Annotated in this window: 20 protein-coding genes and 1 pseudogene; 13 read left to right on the top strand and 8 right to left on the bottom strand. The window is 53.5% G+C overall.

Translation table 11 applies throughout. The features are described from left to right. The first annotated feature begins 142 nt into the window (after positions 1–142). From P2W74_RS08310 to trhP, 11 genes are all read left to right on the top strand, one after another. Positions 143–1,390 (top strand): MdtA/MuxA family multidrug efflux RND transporter periplasmic adaptor subunit, encoded by a 1,248-nt coding sequence (locus P2W74_RS08310; RefSeq protein ID WP_276294663.1) that lies wholly within the window; start codon positions 143–145, stop codon positions 1,388–1,390. Next, positions 1,390–4,512 carry an MdtB/MuxB family multidrug efflux RND transporter permease subunit gene (locus P2W74_RS08305; RefSeq protein WP_276294662.1) on the top strand — a complete coding sequence of 1,041 codons (3,123 nt, stop codon included), beginning with the start codon at positions 1,390–1,392 and terminating at the stop codon, positions 4,510–4,512. The genes P2W74_RS08310 and P2W74_RS08305 overlap by 1 nt, the downstream gene beginning before the upstream one ends. Continuing rightward, positions 4,513–7,590: a multidrug efflux RND transporter permease subunit MdtC gene (gene mdtC / locus P2W74_RS08300; protein ID WP_276294661.1), complete on the top strand. Its 3,078-nt coding sequence runs from the start codon at positions 4,513–4,515 to the stop codon at positions 7,588–7,590. Positions 7,591–7,594: 4 nt separating this feature from the next. After that, complete coding sequence (gene mdtD, locus P2W74_RS08295) at positions 7,595–9,007, top strand: MFS transporter (RefSeq protein ID WP_276294660.1); 1,413 nt, start codon at positions 7,595–7,597, stop codon at positions 9,005–9,007. Next, positions 9,007–10,410, top strand: coding sequence for an envelope stress sensor histidine kinase BaeS (gene baeS / locus P2W74_RS08290; RefSeq protein ID WP_276294659.1), 1,404 nt, complete (start codon positions 9,007–9,009; stop codon positions 10,408–10,410). The genes mdtD and baeS overlap by 1 nt, the downstream gene beginning before the upstream one ends. After that, the gene (gene baeR / locus P2W74_RS08285) at positions 10,407–11,129 is read left to right on the top strand and encodes an envelope stress response regulator BaeR (protein WP_276294658.1); all 723 of its coding nucleotides are present in this window, start codon (positions 10,407–10,409) and stop codon (positions 11,127–11,129) included. The genes baeS and baeR overlap by 4 nt, the downstream gene beginning before the upstream one ends. Positions 11,130–11,157: 28 nt before the next feature. Next, a complete protein-coding gene (locus P2W74_RS08280) occupies positions 11,158–11,868 on the top strand; it encodes a tetratricopeptide repeat protein (RefSeq protein WP_276294657.1) in 711 nt (236 codons plus the stop codon). A 26-nt stretch (positions 11,869–11,894) separates the two neighbouring features. Further along, positions 11,895–13,094, top strand: a complete 1,200-nt coding sequence (locus tag P2W74_RS08275; RefSeq protein WP_276294656.1) for a PcfJ domain-containing protein — start codon at positions 11,895–11,897, stop codon at positions 13,092–13,094. Further along, complete coding sequence (locus tag P2W74_RS08270) at positions 13,091–13,810, top strand: DUF1266 domain-containing protein (RefSeq protein ID WP_412767219.1); 720 nt, start codon at positions 13,091–13,093, stop codon at positions 13,808–13,810. Before P2W74_RS08275 ends, P2W74_RS08270 begins: the two co-directional genes overlap by 4 nt. An 11-nt stretch (positions 13,811–13,821) precedes the next feature. Further along, positions 13,822–15,933, top strand: a complete 2,112-nt coding sequence (locus P2W74_RS08265) for a DUF4034 domain-containing protein (protein WP_276294655.1) — start codon at positions 13,822–13,824, stop codon at positions 15,931–15,933. Positions 15,934–16,046: 113 nt separating this feature from the next. Next, positions 16,047–17,408 carry a prephenate-dependent tRNA uridine(34) hydroxylase TrhP gene (gene trhP, locus P2W74_RS08260; protein WP_203360695.1) on the top strand — a complete coding sequence of 454 codons (1,362 nt, stop codon included), beginning with the start codon at positions 16,047–16,049 and terminating at the stop codon, positions 17,406–17,408. A gap of 269 nt (positions 17,409–17,677) precedes the next feature. Here the strand turns inward: trhP and P2W74_RS08255 are convergent. Beyond that, positions 17,678–17,875 (bottom strand): annotated as a pseudogene (locus P2W74_RS08255) (ogr/Delta-like zinc finger family protein); the annotation flags it as partial. Between the two features lie 245 nt (positions 17,876–18,120). On the opposite strand from P2W74_RS08255, the gene P2W74_RS08250 reads away from it, so the two are divergent. After that, the gene (locus P2W74_RS08250) at positions 18,121–18,705 is read left to right on the top strand and encodes a serine acetyltransferase (RefSeq protein WP_276294654.1); all 585 of its coding nucleotides are present in this window, start codon (positions 18,121–18,123) and stop codon (positions 18,703–18,705) included. A 43-nt stretch (positions 18,706–18,748) separates the two neighbouring features. Here the strand turns inward: P2W74_RS08250 and P2W74_RS23475 are convergent, their stop codons facing one another. The 7 genes from P2W74_RS23475 to P2W74_RS08225 form a co-directional block, all read right to left on the bottom strand. After that, positions 18,749–18,874, bottom strand: a complete 126-nt coding sequence (locus P2W74_RS23475) for a tail fiber assembly protein (protein ID WP_407649518.1) — start codon at positions 18,872–18,874, stop codon at positions 18,749–18,751. Positions 18,875–19,196: 322 nt separating this feature from the next. Continuing rightward, positions 19,197–19,394, bottom strand: coding sequence for a hypothetical protein (locus P2W74_RS23470; RefSeq protein WP_412767218.1), 198 nt, complete (start codon positions 19,392–19,394; stop codon positions 19,197–19,199). A 65-nt stretch (positions 19,395–19,459) separates the two neighbouring features. Then, positions 19,460–19,849, bottom strand: a complete 390-nt coding sequence (locus tag P2W74_RS08245) for a YidH family protein (RefSeq protein ID WP_276294653.1) — start codon at positions 19,847–19,849, stop codon at positions 19,460–19,462. Further along, positions 19,833–20,714 (bottom strand): MurR/RpiR family transcriptional regulator, encoded by an 882-nt coding sequence (locus P2W74_RS08240; protein ID WP_276294652.1) that lies wholly within the window; start codon positions 20,712–20,714, stop codon positions 19,833–19,835. Before P2W74_RS08240 ends, P2W74_RS08245 begins: the two co-directional genes overlap by 17 nt. A 43-nt stretch (positions 20,715–20,757) precedes the next feature. After that, the gene (locus P2W74_RS08235; RefSeq protein ID WP_276294651.1) at positions 20,758–21,636 is read right to left on the bottom strand and encodes an aldose epimerase family protein; all 879 of its coding nucleotides are present in this window, start codon (positions 21,634–21,636) and stop codon (positions 20,758–20,760) included. 2 nt (positions 21,637–21,638) lie between these two features. Further along, on the bottom strand, positions 21,639–23,399 hold the full coding sequence (locus P2W74_RS08230) for a sulfatase (RefSeq protein ID WP_276294650.1): 1,761 nt from the start codon (positions 23,397–23,399) through the stop codon (positions 21,639–21,641). A 14-nt stretch (positions 23,400–23,413) separates the two neighbouring features. Next, a complete protein-coding gene (locus P2W74_RS08225; protein WP_276294649.1) occupies positions 23,414–24,955 on the bottom strand; it encodes a PTS transporter subunit EIIC in 1,542 nt (513 codons plus the stop codon). A gap of 158 nt (positions 24,956–25,113) precedes the next feature. Between P2W74_RS08225 and P2W74_RS08220 the strand changes: the two genes are divergently transcribed. Then, positions 25,114–26,328, top strand: coding sequence for an anaerobic sulfatase maturase (locus tag P2W74_RS08220; RefSeq protein ID WP_276294648.1), 1,215 nt, complete (start codon positions 25,114–25,116; stop codon positions 26,326–26,328). The last annotated feature ends 239 nt before the right edge of the window (positions 26,329–26,567 follow it).

The raw sequence follows: 26,567 nt of genomic DNA, 5'->3' as shown, positions 1-26,567 counted from the left end.
ATTGTTGCGTAACGCTTCGCAAAGCCCGTCGCCATTCAGACGAATCCAGACAGTGTTTCATAATTCCTCCATTATTCTCCCTTGTTAGATGGCTAAACTAGTATCATTCCGCGAAACGTTTCAGGATGAGAAACTTATAACGATGAAAGGCAGTAACAAATTCCGCTGGGTGCTCGCTATTGTGGTCGCTACGGCGGCCATTTCCGCAGTCTGGTTCTGGCACAGTCGTGGAGAAACACAGGGAACAGCGCCGGGCGCCACCGGGCACGCACAGCACCCCGCCGGGCAAGGCCGACGCGGTATGCGCGCCGGCCCGTTAGCGCCAGTTCAGGCTGCGACCGCCGTAGAACAAGCGGTGCCACGCTATCTGACCGGGCTGGGAACCGTGACGGCGGCCAATACGGTGACGGTGCGTAGCCGCGTGGACGGTCAACTGATGGCGCTGCACTTTCAGGAAGGGCAACAGGTCAAAGCAGGCGATCTGCTGGCGGAAATTGATCCCAGCCAGTTCAGGGTTGCGTTAGCCCAGGCGCAGGGACAGTTAGCCAAAGACAACGCCACACTGGCGAATGCCCGTCGTGATTTAGCCCGCTTTCAACAACTGGCGAAAACCAATCTCGTTTCTCGTCAGGAGCTGGACGCCCAGCAGGCGCTGGTCAGCGAAACCCAGGGAACGATCAAAGCTGATGAGGCCAGCGTCGCCAGCGCGCAACTTCAGCTTGACTGGAGCCGCATTACCGCACCGGTTGACGGTCGCGTCGGTTTGAAACAGGTGGATATCGGTAATCAGATCGCCAGTAGCGACACCACCGGGATCGTCGTTATCACTCAGACACACCCTATCGATCTGATTTTTACCCTGCCGGAAAGCGATATCGCCACGGTGGTGCAGGCGCAAAAAGCGGGGAAAACCGTCACGGTTGAGGCCTGGGATCGCACCAACGCGCAAAAGCTGAGCGAAGGGGTATTGCTGAGCCTGGACAACCAGATTGATGCCACCACCGGTACCATTAAGATTAAAGCGCGCTTTAATAATCAGGATGATACGTTGTTCCCTAATCAATTCGTCAATGCGCGAATGCTGGTTGATACCGAGCACAATGCCGTTGTAATTCCGACTGCCGCCGTACAAATGGGTAACGAAGGCCATTTTGTCTGGGTATTGAATGACGAAAACAGGGTCAGCAAACATCAGGTGAAACCCGGTATTCAGGACAGTCAGAAAGTGGTGATTAGCGCCGGATTGTCCGTTGGCGATCGTGTGGTCACCGACGGTATTGACCGTCTGACGGAAGGGGCGAAAGTTGAAGTGGTGGAGGCGCAATCCGCAACCCCAACTGACGGTAAAGCCACTACGCGAGAATATGGCAAAAAAGGAGCGAACTCCTGATGCAGGTGTTACCGCCAGGCAGAACGGGCGGCCCATCCCGCCTGTTTATTCTGCGCCCTGTCGCCACGACGCTATTGATGGTGGCAATTCTGTTGGCCGGGATTATCGGCTATCGATTCTTGCCCGTTGCCGCATTGCCCGAAGTGGACTATCCGACGATTCAGGTGGTGACGCTCTATCCTGGCGCCAGCCCCGATGTGATGACCTCCGCCGTCACCGCCCCGCTTGAGCGCCAGTTTGGACAAATGTCAGGTCTGAAACAGATGTCGTCGCAGAGCTCAGGCGGCGCATCGGTGGTGACGCTACAGTTCCAGCTTTCACTGCCGTTGGATGTCGCCGAGCAGGAAGTGCAGGCCGCCATTAATGCCGCCACCAATCTGCTGCCGAACGATCTCCCTAACCCTCCGGTTTACAGCAAAGTGAACCCGGCAGATCCGCCCATTATGACGCTGGCCGTCACCTCCACCGCCCTGCCGATGACGCAGGTAGAAGATATGGTCGAAACACGGGTGGCGCAAAAAATTTCGCAGGTTTCCGGCGTTGGTTTAGTGACGCTTTCCGGGGGACAACGCCCGGCAGTACGCGTGAAGCTGAATGCGCAGGCCATCGCCGCGTTGGGGCTTACCAGCGAAACCATCCGTACCGCCATCACCGGCGCGAACGTCAATTCGGCAAAAGGCAGTCTCGACGGTCCCACGCGCGCGGTCACGCTCTCCGCCAACGATCAGATGCAGTCCGTGGATGAATATCGCCAGTTGATTATTGCTTATCAAAACGGCGCACCTGTTCGCCTGGGCGATGTCGCCACCGTTGAACAAGGTGCCGAAAACCGTTGGCTCGGGGCCTGGGCCAATAAAGAACAAGCCATCGTGATGAATGTGCAGCGCCAGCCCGGCGCGAATATTATCTCCACCGCAGACAGTATTCGCCAGATGTTGCCGCAACTGACCGACAGTTTGCCGAAATCGGTCAAGGTGACGGTACTGTCGGACCGCACCACCAATATTCGCGCCTCGGTGACGGACACCCAGTTCGAACTAATGCTGGCCATTGCGCTGGTTGTGATGATCATCTACCTGTTCTTGCGCAATATTCCTGCCACCATTATACCCGGTGTCGCCGTACCGCTGTCGCTGATCGGCACCTTTGCCGTGATGGTATTTCTCGATTTCTCCATCAATAACCTGACGTTGATGGCGCTCACCATCGCCACCGGTTTTGTGGTGGATGACGCGATTGTGGTCATTGAAAACATTTCGCGTTATATCGAAAAAGGCGAGAAACCGCTGGCGGCCGCGCTCAAAGGGGCGGGCGAGATCGGCTTTACCATTATCTCGTTAACCTTCTCGTTGATTGCGGTACTCATCCCACTGCTGTTTATGGGCGATATCGTCGGGCGGCTGTTTCGCGAATTTGCCGTGACGCTGGCGGTCGCTATTCTGATTTCTGCCGTGGTGTCGCTGACGCTGACCCCAATGATGTGCGCACGAATGCTGAGCCAGGAATCACTGCGCAAGCAAAACCGTTTCTCCCGCGCCTCGGAAAAAATGTTTGAACGCATTATCGCCGGATATGGTCATCTGTTGGCGAAAGTGCTCAATCATCCCTGGCTGACGCTCAGCGTCGCCCTGGGCACGCTGCTCCTGAGCGTGATGTTGTGGGTATTTATCCCGAAAGGTTTCTTCCCGATCCAGGATAACGGCATTATTCAGGGAACGCTGCAGGCGCCGCAATCCAGCTCGTTCGCCAACATGGCGCAGCGTCAGCGCCAGGTTTCCGACCTCATTCTCAAAGACCCTGCTGTCGAAAGTCTGACCGCGTTTGTCGGCGTGGATGGCACCAATCCGGCACTGAATAGCGCCCGATTGCAAATCAACCTGAAGCCCCTTGATGAGCGTGACGATCGCGTTTCGCAGGTGATTTCACGTCTGCAGCAAGCGGTAGACACCGTGCCGGGCGTGGATCTCTATCTTCAGCCAACGCAGGATCTCACCATCGATACCCAGGTGAGCCGGACGCAGTATCAGTTCACGCTGCAGGCGACATCGCTGGATGCGCTAAGCACCTGGGTGCCACAACTGGTGGAAAAACTGCAGCAGTTGCCGCAGCTTTCTGACGTGAGCAGCGACTGGCAGGACAAAGGTCTGGTGGCATATGTCAATGTTGATCGTGACAGCGCCAGCCGGTTGGGGATCAGTATGGCTGATGTCGATAACGCCCTGTATAACGCGTTCGGCCAGCGGCTGATTTCGACGATTTATACCCAGGCAAACCAGTATCGCGTGGTCCTTGAACACAACACGGAAAACACGCCGGGGCTGGCGGCATTAGATTCCGTGCGTCTGACCGGTCGCGACGGCGGCATAGTACCGCTCAGCGCTATCGCCAGCATCGGCCAGCGTTTTGCCCCGCTTTCCATTAACCATCTCGATCAGTTCCCGGTCACGACCATCTCCTTTAACGTACCGGACGACTATGCGCTCGGCGATGCGGTACAGGCGATCCTGGACACCGAAAAAACGCTCAATCTGCCTGCGGATATCACCACTCAGTTCCAGGGTAGCACCCTCGCCTTCCAGGCCGCTCTCGGCAACACCGTCTGGCTTATCGTCGCGGCGGTGGTGGCGATGTACATCGTGCTCGGTGTGCTGTACGAAAGCTTTATTCACCCCATCACCATTCTCTCCACGTTGCCAACGGCTGGCGTCGGCGCGCTACTGGCCTTGATGATTGCAGGCAGTGAACTGGATGTTATCGCCATCATCGGCATCATTCTGTTGATTGGGATCGTCAAGAAAAACGCCATCATGATGATCGACTTTGCCCTTGCCGCTGAGCGCGAACAGGGCATGGCACCGCAGGAAGCCATCTTCCAGGCCTGTTTGCTGCGTTTTCGCCCGATCCTGATGACGACCCTGGCGGCATTACTGGGGGCATTGCCGTTGATGCTAAGTACCGGCGTAGGGGCCGAATTGCGCCGTCCGCTGGGCATTGGCATGGTCGGCGGTCTGCTGGTCAGCCAGGTATTGACACTGTTCACCACGCCGGTCATTTATCTGCTGTTTGACCGCTTATCGCTGTCGATGAAAAACCGCTTTTCGCGCCGGGAAGAGGAAGCGTAAATGAAGTTTTTCGCCCTTTTCATTTATCGTCCGGTCGCCACCATTTTGATCGCTCTCGCGATTACCCTGTGCGGCGTGCTGGGCTTCCGGCTGTTGCCGGTCGCGCCGTTGCCGCAGGTAGATTTCCCGGTAATCATGGTAAGCGCCTCGTTGCCGGGCGCTTCACCGGAGACAATGGCCTCTTCGGTCGCCACGCCGCTGGAACGCGCGTTGGGGCGCATTGCCGGCATCACTGAAATGACCTCCAGTAGCTCACTGGGCAGCACGCGCATTATTCTTGAGTTTAATTTCGACCGCGATATCAACGGTGCCGCGCGTGACGTGCAGGCGGCGATCAACGCCGCACAAAGTTTGCTCCCCAGCGGAATGCCCAGCCGCCCGACCTACCGGAAGGCCAATCCGTCTGATGCGCCGGTCATGATCCTGACGCTGACATCGGATACCTGGACTCAGGGCGAGCTGTATGACTTTGCCTCGACGCAGCTTGCCCAGACCATCGCCCAAATCGACGGCGTGGGCGATGTGGACGTCGGCGGCAGTTCGTTACCCGCCGTGCGCGTTGGGCTGAATCCACAGGCGCTGTTTAACCAGGGCGTTTCGCTGGACGATGTGCGTACCGCCATCAGCGATGCCAATGTGCGAAAACCGCAGGGTGCGCTTGAAGACCAGGGCCGTCGCTGGCAGGTTCAGACCAATGATGAACTGAAAACCGCTGCGGAATACCAGCCGCTGATCATTCATTACAACAACGGCGCGGCCGTACGGCTGGGTGATGTCGCCACGGTCAGCGACTCGGTTCAGGATGTGCGTAATGCCGGGATGACCAACGCGAAACCGGCGATATTGTTGATGATCCGCAAACTGCCGGAAGCCAACATCATTCAGACGGTGGACAGTATTCGGGCAAAGATCCCTGACCTGCAAACGCTGATCCCGGCCTCCATCGATCTACAAATTGCCCAGGACCGTTCTCCGACAATTCGGGCCTCGCTGGAAGAGGTAGAACAGACGCTGATCATTTCCGTCGCCCTGGTGGTGCTGGTAGTGTTTTTATTCCTGCGTTCCGGGCGTGCAACCTTGATCCCTGCCGTCGCCGTGCCGGTTTCGCTGATTGGTACTTTCGCCGCCATGTATTTGTGCGGCTTTAGCCTGAATAACCTGTCGCTGATGGCGTTAACTATTGCGACCGGTTTTGTCGTCGATGACGCCATCGTGGTGCTGGAAAACATCTCCCGCCACCTTGAAGCGGGAATGAAACCCTTACAGGCGGCGCTACAGGGAACGCGGGAAGTCGGTTTCACCGTGCTCTCGATGAGTCTTTCGCTGGTGGCGGTATTTCTGCCGTTGCTGCTGATGGGGGGATTGCCCGGCAGGCTGCTGCGCGAATTTGCCGTTACGCTGTCGGTGGCGATAGGGATTTCACTGCTCGTCTCGCTGACCTTAACCCCGATGATGTGCGGCTGGATGCTCAAATCCGGCAAGCCGCGCGAGCAGACGCGCAAGCGGGGTTTTGGACGCCTGCTGGTCGCATTGCAACAAGGTTACGGCAACTCACTGAAATGGGTGTTAAAACATACCCGTTTGGTGGGCGTTGTCCTGCTTGGCACCATCGCGCTGAACATCTGGCTCTATATTTCGATCCCCAAAACCTTCTTCCCTGAGCAGGATACTGGGGTGTTGATGGGCGGCATTCAGGCCGATCAGAGCATTTCGTTCCAGGCGATGCGCGGTAAACTCGAAGACTTTATGAAAATCATCCGTGACGATCCGGCGGTGAATAACGTCACCGGTTTTACCGGCGGTTCGAGAGTCAACAGCGGCATGATGTTTATCACCCTGAAATCTCGCGATGAGCGCCACGAAACCGCTCAGCAGATCATCGACAGGCTGCGGGTCAAACTGGCAAAAGAGCCCGGCGCCAATCTGTTTCTGATGGCGGTGCAGGATATCCGCGTCGGTGGACGTCAGGCCAACGCCAGCTATCAGTACACGCTACTGTCAGATGACCTGGCGGCGCTTCGCGAATGGGAACCCAAAATTCGTAAATCGCTCTCCTCGCTTTCGCAACTGGCCGATGTTAACTCTGACCAGCAGGACAACGGCGCGGAGATGGACCTGATATACGATCGCGACACCCTGTCACGGCTGGGTATCGACGTTCAGGCGGCGAACAGTTTACTGAACAATGCCTTTGGTCAGCGGCAGATTTCGACCATTTATCAGCCGATGAACCAGTACAAAGTGGTGATGGAAGTGGATCCGCGTTATACCCAGGACATCAGCGCGCTGGATAAAATGTTCGTGATTAACAATGACGGGAAAGCCATTCCGCTCTCGAGCTTTGCGAAATGGCAGCCCGCTAACGCGCCGTTGTCGGTAAACCATCAGGGATTATCTGCGGCCTCGACCATCGCCTTTAACCTGCCGACCGGGACGTCGCTCTCACAAGCCACTGACGCAATCAACCGCGCCATGACACAGCTTGGGGTTCCCTCCACGGTTCGCGGCAGTTTTGCCGGTACCGCACAGGTGTTTCAGGACACCATGAACGCCCAGGTGATTCTGATTCTGGCGGCGATCGCCACGGTCTATATTGTGTTGGGGATGTTATATGAAAGCTATGTTCACCCGCTGACCATTCTCTCAACGCTCCCCTCCGCTGGCGTAGGTGCGCTACTGGCGCTGGAGCTTTTTGATGCCCCGTTCAGCCTAATCGCCCTGATAGGGATCATGCTATTAATTGGCATTGTGAAGAAAAACGCCATCATGATGGTCGATTTTGCGCTGGAAGCGCAAAGAAACGGCAATCTGACGCCGGAACAGGCGATATTTCAGGCCTGTTTACTGCGTTTTCGCCCCATCATGATGACCACGCTGGCGGCGTTATTTGGCGCACTGCCGCTGGTGCTATCAAGTGGAGACGGCTCAGAGTTACGCCAGCCGCTGGGGATTACGATTGTGGGAGGGCTGGTCATGAGCCAGCTCCTGACACTCTATACCACCCCGGTGGTGTATCTCTTTTTTGACCGTCTGCGGCTGCGTTTTTCACGTAAAAACAGCAAAACCGTATCGGCATAGAAAAATGACAGAACTTCCCGACAGCACCCGCTGGCAACTTTGGATTGTGGCATTCGGCTTCTTTATGCAGTCGCTGGATACCACGATTGTTAACACTGCACTTCCCTCGATGGCGAAAAGCCTTGGGGAAAGCCCGCTGCATATGCACATGGTTATCGTGTCGTATGTGCTGACCGTGGCCGTGATGCTCCCCGCCAGCGGGTGGCTGGCGGACAAAATCGGCGTGCGTAACATTTTCTTTTCCGCCATCATCCTGTTCACGCTGGGATCGTTGTTTTGCGCGGGTTCCAACACGCTCAATGAGCTGGTGATGGCGCGCGTGCTACAGGGCGTCGGCGGCGCAATGATGGTGCCGGTCGGCAGGCTAACGGTGATGAAAATCGTCCCACGCGAACAGTATATGGCTGCAATGACATTCGTGACGTTACCGGGTCAGATTGGTCCGCTGCTCGGCCCGGCATTAGGGGGCATTCTGGTGGAGTACGCCTCCTGGCACTGGATTTTCCTGATCAACATTCCCGTTGGGATCGTCGGGGCCATCGCCACATTGCTGCTGATGCCAAACTACACGATGCAAACGCGGCGTTTTGATCTCTCTGGATTTCTTCTGCTGGCCGTCGGCATGGCGGTCCTCACGTTGGCGCTTGATGGCGGTAAAGGATCGGGGATCTCTCACGCCGCGCTGGCGGTACTCATCGCCAGCGGCGTCGTGGCAATCCTGCTGTATCTCCGGCATGCGAAGAACAATGCGCGCGCTCTGTTTAGTCTGGACTTGTTCCGCACTCACACCTTTTCGCTCGGTCTGCTTGGCAGTTTCGCCGGACGTATCGGCAGTGGCATGCTCCCCTTTATGACCCCGGTATTTTTACAGATTGGCCTGGGCTTCTCGCCCTTCCATGCCGGGTTAATGATGATCCCGATGGTGCTCGGCAGTATGGGGATGAAACGGGTAGTGGTGCAGGTGGTCAACCGGTTTGGCTATCGCCGCGTATTGGTCGCCACCACCCTCGGCCTGGCGCTGGTCAGTCTGCTGCTTATGGCCACAGCGCTGCTGGGCTGGTATTACATCCTGCCTTTTGTACTGTTCATGCTAGGGATGGTTAACTCAACCCGTTTCTCCTCGATGAACACCTTGACGTTGAAGGATCTTCCGGACGACTTAGCCAGCAGCGGCAACAGTTTGCTGTCGATGATCATGCAGTTGTCGATGAGTATTGGCGTGACCGTTGCCGGATTATTGCTGGGGATGTTTGGTCAACAACACCTCACCGCTGAGGCAGGCGCAACGCAAACCGTCTTTATGTACAGCTGGCTTTGTATGGCGTTCATCATTGCACTTCCGGCGATCATTTTTTCCCGGGTCCCTAACGACACACATAAAAACACGGTCATTTCGCGGCGAAAAAGGAGCCTGTAATGAAATTCTGGCGACCCGGTATCACCGGTAAACTGTTTCTGGCTATTTTCGCCACCTGCATTGTTTTGCTCATCACCATGCACTGGGCCGTACGCATTAGCTTCGAGCGCGGATTTATTGACTACATCAAACAGGGCAACGAGCAGCGCTTGCAACTGCTGAGCGACGCGCTGGGCGAGCAGTACCAGTTACATGGCAACTGGCGTTTTTTACGCAATAACGATCGTTTTGTGTTCCAGATCCTGCGCTCTTTAGAACATGATAACGACGATGACAAACCCGGCCCGGGTATGCCCCCGCACGGCTGGCGCACCCAGTTTTGGGTCGTCGACCAAAATGCCAGAGTGCTGGTCGGCCCCCGAGCCCCCGTTCCACACGACGGTACGCGGCGGGCAATCCTCGTGAATGGCATGGAAGTCGGCGCGGTCATCGCCTCCCCTGTCGAACGCTTGACGCGCAATACCGACATTAATTTTGATAAACAGCAGCGTCGAACCAGTTGGCTGATTGTGGCGCTATCCACCCTGCTGGCAGCGCTGGCGACGTTTTCACTGGCGCGTGGACTGCTGGCGCCCGTAAAACGCCTGGTGGAAGGTACGCACAAGCTGGCTGCCGGTGATTTCACCACCCGCGTGGCCGCCACCAGCACAGATGAACTGGGCAAACTGGCGCAGGACTTTAACCAGCTCGCCAGTACGCTGGAAAAAAATCAGCAAATGCGCCGCGATTTTATGGCTGACATCTCTCACGAACTGCGCACGCCGTTAGCCGTTCTGCGCGGTGAGCTGGAGGCGATTCAGGATGGCGTGCGGCAATTCACGCCGGAGTCAGTGGCCTCGCTACAGGCCGAAGTCGGCACACTGACCAAGCTGGTAAACGACCTGCATCAGCTGTCGATGTCTGATGAGGGGGCGCTGGCGTACCAGAAAACCTCGGTCGATCTTATTCCTCTTCTGGAAGTCGCCGGTGGTGCGTTTCGCGAGCGTTTCGCCAGCCGGGGACTGACGTTACAGCTGTCTTTGCCAGACAGTGCCTGCGTATTTGGCGACCGGGATCGTCTGATGCAGTTGTTCAATAATCTGCTGGAAAACAGTCTGCGTTACACCGATAGCGGTGGCGGTCTGCATATTTCCGCTGAACAACGCGACAAGTCGTTGCTGTTGACCTTCGCTGATTCCGCGCCCGGCGTTAGCGACGAACAGCTGCAAAAACTGTTTGAACGTTTTTACCGAACAGAAGGCTCCCGCAACCGCGCCAGTGGCGGTTCCGGGCTGGGACTGGCGATTTGCGTCAACATTGTGCAGGCACATAATGGCCACATCCGCGCAGCCCATTCGCCTTTTGGCGGGGTTAGCATTACAGTAGAGTTACCGCTGGAACGCGATTTACAGAGAGATGTATGACTGAGTTACCCATTGATGAAAACACGCCACGGATTTTGATTGTGGAAGATGAACCCAAACTGGGACAACTGCTTATCGACTATCTGCGCGCCGCGAGTTATGCACCGACCCTGATCGGTCACGGCGATCAGGTACTGCCTTACGTGCATCAAACACCGCCCGACTTGATCCTGCTGGATCTCATGTTACCCGGCACTGACGGTTTAACCCTGTGTCGGGAAATCCGCCGTTTTTCTGAAATTCCTATCGTCATGGTGACGGCCAAAATTGAAGAGATCGACCGGCTGCTGGGGCTGGAAATTGGCGCCGATGATTACATCTGCAAACCGTACAGCCCGCGTGAAGTGGTCGCCCGCGTCAAAACCATTCTTCGCCGTTGCCGCCCCCACAAAGAGTTGCAACAGCTGGACGCCGACAGCCCACTGATTGTCGATGAAGGCCGTTTTCAGGCCTCCTGGTGCGGTAAGATGCTTGATTTGACGCCTGCCGAATTCCGCTTACTGAAAACCCTTTCGCACGAGCCGGGCAAGGTCTTTTCTCGCGAGCAACTGCTCAATCACCTCTACGATGATTATCGTGTGGTGACCGATCGCACCATCGACAGCCACATCAAAAATTTGCGCCGTAAGCTGGAATCACTGGACACCGAACAGTCATTTATTCGCGCTGTCTATGGTGTTGGATATCGCTGGGAAGCCGATGCCTGTCGGATTGTTTAACGTCATTCAAAAGGACCAAGGGATTGTCATGGATATAAGAAATAGCGCGTTACTGCTTCTGCTGATCTCAGGTGTCGCTCACGCAGAAATCTCTGAGCAACAATTTGTCGCCGACTGCGCAAAAATCCCTGACTATGCCCGTCAGGGTGAGCAACTCTACAAAGCGAAAAACTACGCCGACGCGCGTGAAGCGTTTGAAAAACAAGTGACCTGGAGCGAAAGTTGTCGACTTGACGACAAGGCCATCGCCACGGCGTACAACAACGTTGCGCTCACCTGGATGCGCCAGGCTGAGTGGCGTAAAGCCCGCGCCTGGCTGATGATCAAACCTGACGATCGCAAGTCTGCCTATAATCTGGGACTGATCAAAGATAAACTGGCGGCGTTGCCCGCCCCCTCTTCTGCGGCGGGCGAATACTGGAATTACGTGGGGTTGGGCACGTGGGAAACGCTTATCATAAAACCGCTGGAAAATAAATCCGACTACCAGGTAGATTTTCAGGGCTACTATTTAGGCATGATGGCGATATATTACGGTCCCAATATGGGCGAGTTCTCCGAGAAGGTCACGCTAAAAGACAATGCCGGCGTCATCGCGCTCAGAGAAGGCGATTATATCCATTGTGACATCTCGTTAACCGTCTCGCCCGACGCTATTGACGTGAAAACAGATGATCCCACCCAATGCGGTTTTGGTGCTAACGTCAGCGCCGACGGGCGCTATCTGCGCGTTGACTGACGTTTACCAACCCGGCAGGGAAAGCCATGAGTGAAGATAACGTTAAGACATACCAGCCCCGCAATGTCATCAATTCCACCGATGTCATGGCAACCATTACGTCGCGCAGTGAACAGCGCGGCGACAGCGAAGACATTCGCCGCTGGTTGACCAACCACTTTTATCGCTGGGCTATCGGCAGTTTTCCTCTCGTTTCCCCAATTCGAAACGCGCTTGATTATGCCACCTGGTTCGGTGCACAGACTGACATGCCCGAATGGTTGCCGCCAAAACTCACCGGCGGCGCAACGTTCTACTATCTCGACCCGCAGCATCCGGAATTGCACGCCACGGAGCGCAATTTGGTGGAGTTTCTCAGCCGTCAAAATGACACCCGGCTGGCGGGAAAACTGCAGCGTATCAACTGCTTTACCGCACTGGTGATGCGCGAAGCGGAACATAAAAAAATGCAGCGCCGCCGTCAACAAGGCTGGCATCCCGCTACCCAGGAAGTGCTGAAAAAAGTGCTCAGCGTGACCAGCGGGACGCTGGTTGAATTTGATGCCATGCACCCGGCGCTACGCTGCGAAATGGCCTATGAATCCTGGCACATGCAGCACTGCGTGGGGCAATTTCAGGATAACAACTCGCTTGCAGGCGGCTACGGTGACTACTACGCCAAACAAATTGAACAGGGGGCAATGCGCCTGTTCAGCCTGCGCGACGAAAATAATATTCCTCACGTCACCATTAGCATGCGGGTAAAACCTGAAGGGCTGGAAATCGAGCAGATCAAAGGCAAACAAAACCGCCATCCGGTGAAAAAATACACCGCTGATGTTTTGCATTTACTGCGCCACATCGCGGCACAACCGGTACGCCATGCCGACTGCGAAGGTATGGGTATTGTTTACGAAAAAACGCCGGAGCACGAGGGCTGGAAATTCATTACCGATATCCACGATGAAAGTTTTCTGCTCAGCGTGTTGCACAACAATTTCCATCTGCTGCGACACGTCACAGACCCGCCCGTCGCGTTACAATGGTTGCTGCTACACAGCTCGCCAGGCGAACTGCACCAGCTACAGACGATCGACCCCACGGTCGCAACGGCGGCCGAAATGTTGTACCCACAACAACTGTGGCATCCCACCGTTGCCGGAAAAAACACCGGCTGCGAACCGTTTGAAATTGAAAGCATCACGCTGCAAACCACCCGCTATTTAACCGCTGACGAGAGGAAATGACGTTGCATCTACTCCTTTCACTGCTGGTCGCCATCATATTTATTATCTGGAAATGCAAAAAAGCGGCGCGAAGAAAAACACCCACCGCGCAGGAGCAAGAACAAGAGCGGCTGGCAGAACGACGCCGCGACACCCGTCGACGCAAATGGGCGTTGGCGCTGGCGGATATTCTCATTTTGCGCAACGGGTTGAAAACGGAAAACGTCACACTGGCGTTGCCCATTGATGAGCGTAAACGTCAACAGCTGGCGCAACAGGTGAAAAAAGAGCTGGGGCTGGCGGAAGATCTTCGTGAAGACACATTACGCCAGCAGGTTGCTGATATTTTGCAGCGCTGGCCTGCTGGCGTCGGTCAGACACCACGCGGGTTTTATGAGCAGTTAGCCGCCCAGGGACAGGTGCGTGACGCGCTGGCTTTCGACTGCGCGCGTACCGCCTTTTTAACGCGCTGCATCGCCGGATTAGGCTGGTGTCGCGACGAGCAAGCATGGCTGGTTTTACTCCTCAACGCCCAGCGTGCTCAGGACTGCTTTCACAGTTGGGAAGATTACGCTACCGCTTACGTTCGCGCACGGCAGATATGGCTGGAGCTACACCACACCCCGACGACAATCACCGGGCGCGATCTCCAGGAAGTCATGCAGTATCTGGAAGATCCACTCAGCCACTGGCGAGAATTGCCGTGGAATGACTTTAAAATTTTTGAACTCAATTGAGAGACGAACATATGGAATTGAACGATCGCGTACTCAATGCTACCGCGACAATGTGTAACCACAAAATGGCGGAAAACAGCGGGCAACGGGAGTGGTTCATCGCCGATATCGCCAGTTTCCTGCGCCTTAAGCGCTATGACGAGCTGGACGAGTTGTTTAACCATGCGCTGACGGAAAGCTTCACCAGCCGGGAAGCGGAAAAACGCTATTTCCTCGCCTGGACGCAGATGTGTAACCCCCTCTATGATCTGGAGCCGCTCGTTGAAGCCGGATCAGAAGGCCTGGCGCTTATTAAAGCCTGGCAAAACGCGCGTCCGCGCTCCACACACGCCTGGCTTGCTGAAACGCAATACTGGAACCATCGCGCATGGTTGTACCGTAGCTACGGCTGGGCGCGCGACACGTCGCACGCCATGTGGATTTGCGCCAGCGCCTGTAATGAACAGATGATGATTGCCGCCATCAACTCCATCGACTGCGATCCGCGCCAGTGGATGGCCGCTTCACTCGCCAACACCAACGCGCAGGTATTTGGTTTTCCCGACTGGATGGCGGATTTTCTTAAAGGTAACGAGACCGTCGGCACCGCAGGCGTGCCGAAACTTGCCGATTACCATCAGCGTTCGCCGCAGGAAATCGACGCACTGATGGCCCATTCCGGTTTGTCGCTGGACAACGCCGTTTGCCCTTCCCTGCCGCGACCGTCTGTGCTGCTGACCACCGATGATGACTTCAGCCTCAATTACTGGCTCACCGTATGTCTGAGGATTTTCCCAACGGCATACTCTGCATTGGGCGAGTATCTTCCGTTTCGCATGCCGCGCTGGAACGGCACCCATCAAGAGATTAATGCGTTTCTGGCGTCCGGGACCTGTGCTCATCTCTCTGATAGCGAACGCGAACACCTGGAGCTACTGATCTGGTGGGATGAGTATCGTGACCTGAGCGTCAAAGAGATTGACGAGCCTGAGATCAGAACCAAAACCATCGCGAAAGCGCAAGCCGTTGCCAGCCATGCCCGGAATCAGGAAGATCGCCACAATGCGCTGGGGTGGCTGCTTAACTGCTATGACGATGTAGGCGATGAAGAGGCGCTCTGGGACTGCATTCAACGGGCGGTCATGGAGAACAAGAAGTTAGACAATTACTTCACTTATCAGGCCATCAAGTTTGCGCTACGTGATTTCCCCGACAGCCACTGGATCTATAATTTTATTTGTCAGAATTCACAGAACGCTGAAGGCTGGGCTGCGGTGATTTATCGCGGTTATTTCCAGCTCGCGGGACTGTTTGGCTTTGAGAAAAATACCGAACGGGGCAATGCCTGGCTGGACCGCGTTTCAGCCATACAACACAGCGCGACCTGGAAATGGACCATTCGCTCTTTCGGCTGGCTCAACCGTTCTGAGTATTGCGTACCGTTGGCGGAGGTTGGCGCAGAGCGTAATATTCCCGGCGCGCTACACTGGCTGGCGGATGAATATAACAATCGGGACAATGGCACCCTTGTGCCTTATCAAACCGCCACCGCGCTGAACTATTATCAGCATGCCGCACAGATTCTGCGTGACCATATCGCCCAGCGCGACAACACGCCCTGGCCTCTGATCGCCAATGGCGGCTATAGCGGGTACGAAGCGGATTTACGCGATATTTATTTCAGTCTCGCTATCTGCAATCAGCGACTGTGCGTTGAAGAAAGCGATCCTGCAAAATGGCCAGGCTACGAAAAAAATCTCCTCGATTATCTCTTACAGGCGCATCAACTGGGTCACGAACAGGCCTGGGGTTTGTTCCTGCTCAACATTTTTGAAGTTACCGATCTGACCCTGGCGCATTCTCATTTAGCGGTTATCCAGGAAGAGGCACAAAAAGGCACACTTCAGGCGATGGTGACGCTCGCGCGATTACACGGTAACAAGCAGGATAAGGTGTTGTTTAATATAAAACAAAGCGCTCGCTGGACCCACTTTGCCGATACGCTGTACCCCGACAATGAGCTGGTCAGAGATTGTCTTTACAAGCTGCATTTCGATACGCGCTGGAAACGCATGCGTTATACTTGGCATACCGTGCGTATCCCGGCCTCGGAATTACCCGGTCAGGTCAACCCAATGGTGTAGCCGTTTACTCACAGGCCCGCTAGCGCTACAATGCCCGCCCTTAAAGTGGGGGCACTCCCCTAACCGTCCCACCCGTTGGGACGGATCTGACCTGTCATCAGAACGAGAAAACTATGTTTAAACCGGAACTCCTTTCCCCGGCGGGAACGCTGAAAAATATGCGTTACGCTTTCGCTTATGGCGCAGATGCTGTTTATGCGGGGCAACCGCGTTATTCACTGCGCGTGCGCAACAATGAATTCAACCACGAAAATTTGCAGCTCGGCATCAATGAAGCCCATGCGCTTGGCAAAAAATTCTACGTGGTTGTTAACATCGCCCCCCATAACGCGAAACTGAAAACCTTTATCCGCGACCTGAAGCCGGTGGTGGAAATGGGTCCGGATGCCCTGATCATGTCCGATCCTGGGCTCATCATGCTGGTTCGTGAACACTTCCCGGAAATGGCCATTCACCTGTCGGTTCAGGCGAACGCCGTCAACTGGGCGACGGTAAAATTCTGGCAGCAAATGGGACTGACCCGCGTGATCCTCTCCCGCGAGCTGTCGCTGGAAGAGATTGAAGAGATCCGCAACCAGGTGCCCGAAATGGAGATTGAAATCTTCGTTCATGGCGCGCTGTGCATGGCCTACTCCGGCCGTTGCCTGCTTTCTGGTTACATCAACAAGCGCGACCCGAACCAGGGAACCTGCACCAACGCCTGCCGTTGGGAATACAACGTGCAGGAAGGGAAAGAAGATGCGGTCGGTAATATCGTCCACAAATACGAACCGATCCCTGTCCAGAACGTTGAACCAACGCTGGGTATTGGCGCGCCCACTGACAAAGTGTTCATGATCGAAGAAGCCCAGCGTCCGGGCGAGTACATGACCGCGTTCGAAGACGAACACGGCACCTACATCATGAACTCGAAGGATCTGCGCGCCATCGCCCACGTTGAACGCCTGACACAGATGGGCGTACATTCGCTGAAAATCGAAGGTCGTACCAAGTCTTACTACTACTGCGCACGCACCGCGCAGGTGTACCGTAAAGCCATTGATGATGCCGCAGCGGGTCGGCCGTTTGACCCGCAACTGCTGGAAACGCTGGAAGGTCTGGCGCACCGCGGTTACACCGAAGGTTTCCTGCGTCGTCACACGCATGACGATTACCAGAATTACGAGTATGGGTTCTCCGTTTCAGAGCGTCAGCAATTTGTCGGTGAGTTTACCGGCGAGCGTAAAGGTGAACTGGCAGCGGTAATCGTGAAGAATAAATTCACCGTCGGCGACAGCCTCGAACTGATGACGCCGCAAGGCAATGTGAACTTTACCCTTGAACAGATGGAAAATGCCAAAGGCGAAGCAATGCCAGTTGCACCGGGTGACGGTTACACGGTCTGGATGCCAATCCCGCAGGATATCGACCTTAACTATGCCTTGTTAATGCGTAATTTTGCCGGTGAATCCACGCGTAACCCGCATGCTAAGTAATTAATTCATGTTATTTTTTCATGATGGAATGATTTTTAGAAACCGATCACATACCGCTTCGTTTATTGAGGGTATTATCCATCCGCTGAAAAACATAACCCATAAATGCTAGCTGTACCAGGAACCACCTCCTTAGCCTGCGTAATCTCCCTTACGCAGGCGTATTTTTTTCAATATCTCAATGAAATAAAATAATCAATCTCAGGGCATGTCCACACATTGACCACATGAATATCTAAAGCCTCGCTCATGCGGGGCTTTTTCGTTTGTCACATCCAGTGAATTTGTTGCTGACCAGATGATGTCGGATGCGGCGGCGCGGGTACTACCTCCCCCGGCGATCCGATAAAACGCTCAACGGTTTCAGTGGTCACTAACGTGCAACTGCAGTTAATGTTTGTGCACTGGTGATACCGCTCTTTTGCGGTATCAGTAAAATAGCGACTCGTGCGGGCGTGGGCGGCGTGATATTAGAAATAGTCTGTTTCTGTGCCTCTTCGAGCTCGTCTGCGGTTCCTTCTGCAACATGTGCAACCACAATCACCGGCTTGCACAGGACGGTAATTGTCTGCCACAACAGCGGTGAATTTTTGAGTCATCATGATATTTATCAATTATCTTGGGTAGTTTTATGTAATCATATGTTGCGAAGGCGCATCTGGATGATGCGAAAACATAATGTAATACAGAAGATGACTGTTCAGGACTGGTCATGTTTAAGTACGTTTTAGCGCTAATTTTTATTCTTTTTGGTAATACACACAACCTGCTGAGTTACTGGAAAGCTGAAGTTATCAGAAGAGAGAAGTTTTCATTGCACCGTCTTTTAAGAGAGAAAAAACACCGGGGCCGAAATTTTATTTTTTGGTGGCGTCTTGCAAATGAGATGTATTTGAACGGTGGTAAATTACAAAAAAAAGCGGCCAAGCAAATCAATACTCATCTGATGGAGAAATTTGGTTGTGAAATTTCACTGGGCGCAAATATTGGCAAAGGCTTAAAAATTCCGCACCATCATGGAATTGTAATTCATCATTTGGTAGATATAGGTGAAAACTTAGTCATACGCCAAAACACAACAATTGGCCAAAAAGATAGCGATGGAAAATCATTCACACTGCACATTGGAAACAATGTCGACATTGGTGCAAACACATGCATTGTTGGCCTGAATCACAAAATAGGAAATAATGTAAAAATTGGAGCGATGTCATTCGTTAACTGTGATATTCCAGATAATTGTACGCTTGTCACGACTAAGACGACACGATTTATTAGTCATAACAGCATGTTATAACTACAGTGGCATAAAGGGTAGCTGAGTAAATTCTGGTTACCCTTTATGCAGATGTTATATTTTTATCCGGCCATATAATTTCCGGCGCTTCGCCAGCATCAACCCCGCTCAGTAGTACTCTGTATTGTTTCCAAGCCCTTAATTGCGATATCTTATTCTCTGTTGTCATATAAAATCGACAACGTCCTGCAAAGTCGAAAGTATCTCGCTTACATTTTTTAAAATGTGCATTAATTAAATTCCATGCGTTTTTCTTTGCAACCACATTCTTACGCGTGGCAATTTCTCCAATATCTCAATAAAATATTTATTTTATTTTGCGTTTATATATCAATCATATCGATACAAAAATTATGTTGAAGTTGCACATGGAGCTAAGAAACAGTCAAAGACTGCTGTGTTGTCGGAAAATAACGGCTGTGCTATATCGGCTGTTCCCTATCTTCAGTATCGTCAACCGCCCCAATGTCTGACACTCAAAGTGATCGACACTAACCGTCAAACACTGTCATGAATAAAAGTACGATTCCGCTAATCACCACATTCAGAGATATCAGATAGTGCCGACCACGGCCCAGGCCACAAAATAGCGCAACAGCCCCGCTCAGCAACCCCCCCCCCGCGACAGCATAGAGAAGATCACCGTAGTGGCTCCATCCACGCAGACACAGAAGAGCCGGCACAAGCATCGACCATCCTGTTCTTCTCCAGGAAAGGTGTGTACGTTCTGATTGTAATCCCGGGTCTCCTGGCATTATGGTTGTCCCTGCCAGAGTAATATTACCAGCAATATCGCTAGCACAATCATCAGGATCGCGACAACTGCCAGTGCCCGGGTATAGGGCAACTTCCCTTCAAGGCGCATGGCATATTCATTACGTCGCCAACGCAGCCAGGCCATAAAACCCATGCTGGATGCGGCCAGCAGGAGCATTGTTGAGATGCCGATACGCAGCCCAGCAGAGGACAGTTGGGGAGAAAACTGCTCAATTCCGACAGCTCCAGCCATGAACGCCAGTGCGGTACGTATCCAGGCGAGAAACGTTCGCTCGTTGGCGAGAGTAAAACGATAATCAGGTGTTTTGCCAGCCAGCCACCATTTGCCCCGAGGCCGTGGAGCGGCGGTATTATCCTGTTGACTCACGTTTGATCCTTTCTTTTATCAGCAGTTCTTTTATCGACAGTCCAGTCGATGCGCTGTCACGCAGGTTGTGGCGGGTAACTTCCGTGCACAAAAACTCAATCATGAACAGCTGTGAAATACGGGTGGCTATTGAGTCCCCCTGATACGGCCCGGCACTACCGCAGGTCAGCAACCAGGTGTCTGCCAACTCTGTCAGCGGTGACTGCGGACTGTGGGTAATGGCCAGGCACTGCGCCCCCGCTTTTTTGGCCAGTCGGAAAGCATTGACCACTTCCGGCGTTTCCCCGGAGTGAGAAAATGCAACAACCAGATCTTCGGGCTTCAGATTGGCGAGCTTCAGCGTCATAGTGAAGCGATCGGTATACGCTTCCGAATCGATGCCCTGACGGTTCATTTTATCGCGCGCTTCCATCGCCGACAGACCGGAGGCTCCGAACCCCACGAACAGGACGCGGTTTGCTGCAAGAAATCGCTCCACCACAGGATTGACCACTTTCATATCCAGCAGACCAATGGTCTCTTTCATGGTGGTTTCCACCGTCATGGCAATCTTCTGCGCCACATCATTGCGGGTATCGTCCAGAAAGATATCCGGGGATGACGGCAAGAGTTGCTCGCGCTCATCCAACAACTCGCGTTTGAGGGCTGCTTTCAACTCCAGAAGTCCGGTATAGCCGATTTTTTTGCAAAAGCGTACGATAGTTGCTTCGCTAACCGACATGGCTTCGGCCAGCTTGCGCACAGGCATCTGCGCCACGGTCGCGGGTTGTTCCAGAATAAACCGGGCAATATGCTGGTCAGTTTCACTGAGTCCACCCAGTACATTACTGATATACACCCGTACATTTTCGCGATTCACACTCATCGCTTCACCTGACCTTTTTGCATGAAAAATAACGGGTATTCTGTCAATCCCCTGCGCATGCGTCCACCGTAAAACGCAGTCTCACCGCGTATACCTGACTCTGGCCGGAGTTAAGCCGCCGAATTCCGCGCTTTTTCTCTATATCCCCCTCAAAATCCGGGGCATCGGTCGTACCGGCAAGAGGTTCAATACAGAGCAGATCAACGCCGGGAACGCCCCAAAGCGCAAACCAGTCATGCTCGGTCGTTTCAAGCGCTATGATGGTTTTGCCTTCGGGAGAACAGATCCTGATTTGCCGTTGCTGACTGCCGCCGAAGTAAACGGCGCCTGCGCGAAACGAAGCTTCTGTCAGCGGAAAGGAAGTGGTCGTTTGCATCTGCCCTTCCGTGACCAGCGTTCTATTACGTGTTGGATACGGCCCTCTGACTTCCTTCTCGCCAAACTCAACATGCCAGCCCGGTTTGCTGACCACAGGCACTGCAAATCCCGGATGCCAACCGATGGAATACCAGAAAGGGCGATGGTCATCATTAAAAACATGCTGTGACACACTGAGCCCGTCCGAATGCAGCGTGAGTTGCAACTGAACCCGCCAGCACCATGGCCACGCACTGAGGGTTTCAGGTGTAGCCCGGGCCTCCAGCAGCAGATGGTTCACGCCCTTCTCAATGCAGCTAAACGGCTGTCGTCGCAAAAAACCATGTGCTGGTAACGACAGGAACTGCCCGTCCACCCGGATACCCTCATGGACAAGAGCGCCGACCACAGGAAACAGCTGTGTGGCCGAATTATTCCAGACATCTACCTGCGGTTGCCACAACCACTGACGACCAGTGAGTTTATCCCGAAGTCCTGATAACTCTCCGCCGGTAGCGGCGACCACCACCTGATAGCGGTCATTCTCAAGCAACCAGACGTCCATGATTATTCCGTCCTTAGCAGCAGCCGGCTCTGATAAACCAGAGCCTTATGTCGGTCCCCAGTAAAGCAGGCATCGATCAGGGTGAAAATATCCATTTCAACCAGCAAATGTTCTGCCGGGAAATGCTTCAGGACATCTTCCTGGGACACCCCCTCTTTTGTTGCGGCACTGAGGACAAAGCGTAACGCCTCTTCCACACCATGGTGCTCACACCGATACTCTTTCCCTGTCCACACGGTCTGTTTGGCCCAGCGCTCAGTAAAGGCCTGCTCGCGTTCAGGCGTCAGCGCGTCCAGTTCAAAGCGGGTGTAGAGTTCAGGCGGCGCATCATGTCGCTGCATCTGTCCGGTCATCGCCCGGGCATAATGAAGAACACGTTCACTGTCTCGCAGGGGGCGCAGTTGCTGCGGGTCAGAGTTGAGATCGAAGAGTTTATCCCCGAAACGCCACGGTTCCATGTACCCAAAGGTCGCCGGAATTTGCATCACCTGCGCTCCCTGGGTGAAATCAAACCCGGGATGAATGCTAATGTTCCTGAGCTCGCTGACGTTGAACATGCTGTCGATACGAGTCGGCATCAGGGTGTATTCGTATAAGCTCCCCTTCCCTTCCTCCCGCGGACAACGCATGTACACGTAGTCACCGTCGGTGATATTGATGTGGCCGCCGAAGTAGCCAAACATCGCATAGTCCCTTATTGGGGTGTCATTTTCCACTGCTGGGCGTAGTGGTTTACCTGTCATTGACGGCGGGCGTGGAACATCGAAATAGTCCAACAGTGTTGCCGGAATATCAACGGTCTGCGCCAGCGCGCTGCGGCGTACACCTTCTGCTTTACAGCGTGGATCGCGGATAAAGAACGGGGTGTTGGCGATTTCGTTGTACACCGGCATGATGTTCTTGCCCCACCACTGATGTTCACCGAGCAGAAAACCGTGGTCGGTACAGACGATAAACAGCGTGTCCTCCCACAAATTCAGGGCCTTCAGTTTGTCCATCACCTGCCCGAGGTAGTCATCACACATGGTAATGAGAGCCTGGTAGAATTTCCGGACTTTATCATCATCCTTCCCTCCCGGCGCGCCGCAGTAATAGGGCACCCAACCGTCAAATTCATCAGAGGTACAACCATACTGTGCGAGGTATTTCTCCGGGACAAAGAAAGGTTCATGGGGATCAAAGCATTCGATCTGCAGGAACCAGTTATCCTGATGCTGGTTAGTGTCCAGAAACTCCAAACCAGCACCGATGGTACGGTGAGTGAAATGCTCTTCCTGGGTTGGCATGGCTGCACGGTTGATCAGATCCTGGGTCATACGACCACTGCGACGGCGCAGGGTTTCTGCGTCTTCCATGCCCTGCCAGTTGATAGCTGGTTTCTCAACCTGGCCTTTCCAGCAATCACCTTCCTGGCCCCGAATAAACTCAAAGGTGGAGTAACGGGTATGGTAGGTCGCCCCACCATCACGCCAATAGTGTTTATGGTCAGTCACCATATGAGTGTGAACACCGGCTTGCTTTAGAGCCTGGAAGGTGGAGAAATCGAACGGCTCCATTGGCCCCCAACTGCGGTGCAAAAAGTTATAACGCCCGGTATGCAGTTCGCGCCGTGCAGGCATGCACGGCATGCTGCCCACATAGAAGTTATCAAACTGCGCGGACTCTCGGGCCAGCCGGGTAAAATTGGGGGTGATGGCATCGCCCCCATAAGGGGCGAGGTGGTTACGCGTCAGCGTATCAAACATCAGCATTACAGCTTTCATCAGACGTCTCTTCTTTATGAACCGATAAATTCTTCGACTTCGTTTTTAATCAGGGTGACATGCGGCCCGTAAACCACCTGAACGCCTTCGCCACGGACAAATGCGCCACGACTACCAAGCTGTTTAAAGGCGTCCAACACGACGTATTGCGGATTTTTGACCGTGATGCGAAGGCGAGTGGCGCAGCAGTCCACATCAACAATATTGTCCTTGCCACCCAGTGCCTGCACGATCCCGGCCGCACGTTCATTACCGGTGGCGGTTGCGACTGGCGTTTCATCCTCTACATCGACTTCACGGCCTGGCGTTTTAAGCTGACGCCATTTGATAAGGAATCGGAACGAGAAGTAATACAGACAGAACATCACGGCACCGAGCGGAAGCATCAGCAACCAGTTGGTTTTGGCATTGCCCTGCAGGACGCCAAAAAGCAGGAAGTCGATAAGCCCTCCTGAAAATGTCTGTCCGACGGTGATTTGCAGGATGTGTGTAAACATAAACGCCACCCCGGTCAGCACAACATGCACGCCATACAACAGTGGCGCGCAGAACATAAACGCAAATTCCAGCGGCTCAGTGATTCCGGTGACAAACGCAGTCAACGCAGCAGATAACATTAGACTGGCCACTTTTTTCTTGTTTTCCGGACGAGCGGAATGGTAGATAGCCAATGCCGCCCCAGGCAGGCCAAACATGAAATCGGCGAAGCGTCCTGCCATGAAACGGGACACACCGATGTAGTACTGGGTTACAGAGGGATCGGCCAACTGAGCAAAGAAGATTTTCTGCGTTCCCTGCACCAGATGTCCGTTCACCATCTGCTCACCACCCACACTGGTCAGCCAGAAAGGCAGATAGAACAGGTGATGAAGACCAAGAGGAATGAGGCATTTGAGGATCATGCCGTAGAACAGAGTGCCGACATAGCCCGTCTTCTCCACTAGCCCCCCCAGATGAGTAATACCTGTCTGGATAGGGGGCCAGACCCAGAACAGAGCCACACCGAGGAAAATAGCGAAGAAGGCACTGACGATAGGCACAAAGCGGGACCCGCTGAAAAAAGCCAACAAACTGGGTAGTTCGGTCTTCCCGAACCGCTTCTGAACCCAGAAGGCCAGAAGACCACTCATTATCCCGCCCATGACCCCGGTTTGCAGCGTGGTGATCCCCATCACGCTCGCCTGGCCCACAGCGGTCAGGTTGTCCGTAGCCAGTGTTCCGGATAGCACCAGCGAAGCGTTAATGGCCTTATTCATGACGATAAAGCAAAGCACCGATGCAAGACCGGCAGTTCCTTTGTCGCTGCGGGCCATACCGACAGCGATACCTACAGCAAAAAGCAGAGAGAGGTTATCGAAAACCACGCTGCCACATAGCTTCATGACGGTAAAAACCGCCTGAATGACCTCACTATTGAGGGCTGGATACGTTGATATGGTAACCGGATTGGTGAAAACGCCGCCAAATCCCAGAAGCAGGCCTGCAGCAGGCAGGACGGCAATCGGCAACATAAACGATTTACCCAGGTTTTGTGCTCCGGCAAATAGTTTGCTCATAAAGACCCCTGATATTGGTACTATGAAGTTTATATTTCATGTTATATTGACATCAATGAAAACTATGTTTCGATCCTTTTCGATCAAAGTCAAAATAAATGACCAAAAAAAGTGAGCTATATCACTAAACTTCATGTGTGATTTATTCAGGAGTGACCATGAACAAACCCTTCCATCTGATGGCTAAACCCGTCAGCTATCAGTGTAATATTGCCTGCGATTACTGCTTTTATCTGGAAAAGGAACAGGGCACACTGAAACCCCGCAAAGCCGCCCGTCACATGGACGATGCAACCCTTGAAAGCTATGTCCGGCAGTACATTGAGGCGAACCCTGGCCCGGAAGTGGAATTCACCTGGCAAGGAGGCGAGCCAACACTTGCCGGCATTGCGTTCTATGAAAAAGCGCTGCAACTGCAGAAGAAATATGCTGGTCATAAGCGGATCAGTAACAGCATCCAGACCAACGGCGTATTGATTAACGAGTCATGGGCAGAATTCCTGGGGCAAAACCGCTTTCTGGTGGGTATTTCCATCGATGGTCCTGCCTGGCTGCATGACCGCTACCGGAAAACCCGCAACCAGCAGTCTGTTTTCGACAAGGTGCTGCAAGCTATGGATTTGCTGAAAAAACATCATGTTGAGGTGAATGTTCTGGCCGTCGTCAACAATATTACCGCTGAACATCCGCAGGAGATTTACGAATATCTAACCCGGGAACTGAAGGCAGAATTTATTCAATTTATCCCGGCGGTTGAGCAGCGTCCCGCTAACGAAAAGTATGGTGAATTACTTTACCCTCAGGCGCTTGCAGGCTCAGTAACGGAGTGGTCGGTGTCAGGAGAGCAATGGGGACAATTCATGAAAGGCGTATTTGATGTTTGGGTTCGTAAGGATGTGGGACGAGTGTATGTGCAGATGTTTGACAGTGCGCTGGCAGCATGGCTTGGCGAAAAACCGTCCTTGTGTGTCATGCAGTCTTCATGCGGTTTTGGTCTGGTCGTGGAGCAAAACGGCGATGTCTACAGCTGCGACCATTATGTTTACCCTGAACATCGACTGGGAAATCTGCGACGCGATAGCCTGGCGAAAATGGCTGGCAGTAAGCAACAGAAAAAGTTTGGTATGGCAAAAACGGAACTCACCAAGGAATGCATGCAGTGTGATTGGCGCTTTGCCTGCCATGGTGGCTGTCCAAAACATCGCATCCATAAACATGGCGCCCGCTGGCATAACCATTTGTGCGCCGGCTACAAGTTGATATTCAGCCATATGGATCCTTACATGCGTTGCATGGCAGAACAGATACAGAAACAGCAACCACCGGCAAACGTTATGTCAATGGCTGCGGATATTGCAGCGCGGCATTCTTAATTATGTAAAAAGACTCTACCCGGATACAGCCTGACCGTCGTTTCAAAATCACCTGAGTTATACGACAAGGTTTTTGGTCACAGTCAGGTCATTCATCACTAGCAATAAAGCGGAGGCATTACCCATTCGATAATGCCTTGCACATAGTGCATTTATCTGGATTTCCTTTTCGATGTAAACAATTTCCCCACCAAAAACTCCAGCATCATAGCCAAATGCCAGCCCCCCCAACCGATGAA

Source organism: Citrobacter enshiensis, assembly GCF_029338175.1.
Taxonomy (GTDB): domain Bacteria; phylum Pseudomonadota; class Gammaproteobacteria; order Enterobacterales; family Enterobacteriaceae; genus Citrobacter_D; species Citrobacter_D enshiensis.
This window is presented reverse-complemented; position numbering and strand designations above follow the sequence as displayed.

Coding starts and splice junctions, on each gene's coding strand:
- P2W74_RS08225 (WP_276294649.1), bottom strand. CDS start 24,955: ATGAGCAAACTATTTGCCGGAGCACAAAACCTGGGTAAATCGTTTATG.
- mdtD (WP_276294660.1), top strand. CDS start 7,595: ATGACAGAACTTCCCGACAGCACCCGCTGGCAACTTTGGATTGTGGCA.
- P2W74_RS08250 (WP_276294654.1), top strand. CDS start 18,121: ATGTTTAAGTACGTTTTAGCGCTAATTTTTATTCTTTTTGGTAATACA.
- P2W74_RS08310 (WP_276294663.1), top strand. CDS start 143: ATGAAAGGCAGTAACAAATTCCGCTGGGTGCTCGCTATTGTGGTCGCT.
- P2W74_RS23475 (WP_407649518.1), bottom strand. CDS start 18,874: ATGACAACAGAGAATAAGATATCGCAATTAAGGGCTTGGAAACAATAC.
- P2W74_RS08275 (WP_276294656.1), top strand. CDS start 11,895: ATGAGTGAAGATAACGTTAAGACATACCAGCCCCGCAATGTCATCAAT.
- P2W74_RS23470 (WP_412767218.1), bottom strand. CDS start 19,394: ATGCTTGTGCCGGCTCTTCTGTGTCTGCGTGGATGGAGCCACTACGGT.
- P2W74_RS08305 (WP_276294662.1), top strand. CDS start 1,390: ATGCAGGTGTTACCGCCAGGCAGAACGGGCGGCCCATCCCGCCTGTTT.
- P2W74_RS08235 (WP_276294651.1), bottom strand. CDS start 21,636: ATGGACGTCTGGTTGCTTGAGAATGACCGCTATCAGGTGGTGGTCGCC.
- P2W74_RS08265 (WP_276294655.1), top strand. CDS start 13,822: ATGGAATTGAACGATCGCGTACTCAATGCTACCGCGACAATGTGTAAC.
- baeS (WP_276294659.1), top strand. CDS start 9,007: ATGAAATTCTGGCGACCCGGTATCACCGGTAAACTGTTTCTGGCTATT.
- P2W74_RS08220 (WP_276294648.1), top strand. CDS start 25,114: ATGAACAAACCCTTCCATCTGATGGCTAAACCCGTCAGCTATCAGTGT.
- P2W74_RS08280 (WP_276294657.1), top strand. CDS start 11,158: ATGGATATAAGAAATAGCGCGTTACTGCTTCTGCTGATCTCAGGTGTC.
- P2W74_RS08230 (WP_276294650.1), bottom strand. CDS start 23,399: ATGAAAGCTGTAATGCTGATGTTTGATACGCTGACGCGTAACCACCTC.
- mdtC (WP_276294661.1), top strand. CDS start 4,513: ATGAAGTTTTTCGCCCTTTTCATTTATCGTCCGGTCGCCACCATTTTG.
- baeR (WP_276294658.1), top strand. CDS start 10,407: ATGACTGAGTTACCCATTGATGAAAACACGCCACGGATTTTGATTGTG.
- trhP (WP_203360695.1), top strand. CDS start 16,047: ATGTTTAAACCGGAACTCCTTTCCCCGGCGGGAACGCTGAAAAATATG.
- P2W74_RS08270 (WP_412767219.1), top strand. CDS start 13,091: ATGACGTTGCATCTACTCCTTTCACTGCTGGTCGCCATCATATTTATT.
- P2W74_RS08240 (WP_276294652.1), bottom strand. CDS start 20,714: ATGAGTGTGAATCGCGAAAATGTACGGGTGTATATCAGTAATGTACTG.